At 31.2% G+C, this 844-nt stretch carries 2 protein-coding genes; both read left to right on the plus strand.

The window, feature by feature from the left end; genetic code table 11:
• The first annotated feature begins 124 nt into the window (after positions 1–124).
• Positions 125–529: a hypothetical protein gene (locus B2U95_RS13625; RefSeq protein WP_296317116.1), complete on the plus strand. Its 405-nt coding sequence runs from the start codon at positions 125–127 to the stop codon at positions 527–529.
• Positions 516–844 (plus strand): SDR family oxidoreductase (locus B2U95_RS13630; protein ID WP_296317118.1); only part of this gene is annotated, 329 nt, incomplete at its 3' end. The genes B2U95_RS13625 and B2U95_RS13630, both read left to right, overlap by 14 nt.

The following is an 844-nucleotide window of genomic DNA, read 5'->3' on the forward strand; positions in this document are numbered from 1 at the left end:
TTAGGAATACTGATAATGAAAGTCTTTATGAATTTAACACCTCTTTTGAACGTCCTTTTATTGGTGTAGGTATAAAATTTAATCCTATCAGAAGTTTACAAAATAGTCTAAATCCATTATAACGATGTCAAACAATAAAAATATAACACAGATGTTCAGCAAACAAGCATTTTTAAAATCGGCACTCCCTGCTTATTTCTTCCCATTAATTATGTCTGGTGGTCCCGCTTATTTTTTAAATAAACCAGAATTACTTAAGGCGAGTTATTCAACCATTGCTTTACCTTCTTTGATTGCTACAGTTATTTGCTTTTTCTTGCTTAAATATCTTAAAGAGAAACAACTATTGCTGCTTCATAGGATTGTAATCTCATTGCTTTTGATTGTTTCAATAGGAGCCCTTTCTCTGTTGATAATTCAAATTTTCAATCTTTGGTCTTACCTTTTAGATATCCTTCCATCAGCAGGACTTGGAGCAGGAATTATAGGAATGACAAAACCCCTAAAGAAAAACCATGAAAAATTATAAAAAAACAATAGTCGTATTTGGTTGTACAGGAACAATAGGCTTACCTGTCTTACAACTTTTAATAAAAGAAAACTGTATTGTAAGAGGCGTACTTCGTAATCCTCAAAGGACATATCCGATTTCAATAAAAAACACTTCTAACTTGAGTTATGTAAGTGCAGATCTAGCAATTATTAAAGAAGTAGAAGATGCCTGTAAATTTGCAGACACAATATTTTTGTTAACAGCAACTCAACCAAAACAAGAAGAATATGAAACTAATGTGATTAATGCTGCTAAAAAATATGGAGTAAAAAGAATTGTAAAACTATCTGC

This window comes from Winogradskyella sp. UBA3174 (genome assembly GCF_002364335.1).
Classification (GTDB): Bacteria; Bacteroidota; Bacteroidia; order Flavobacteriales; family Flavobacteriaceae; genus Winogradskyella.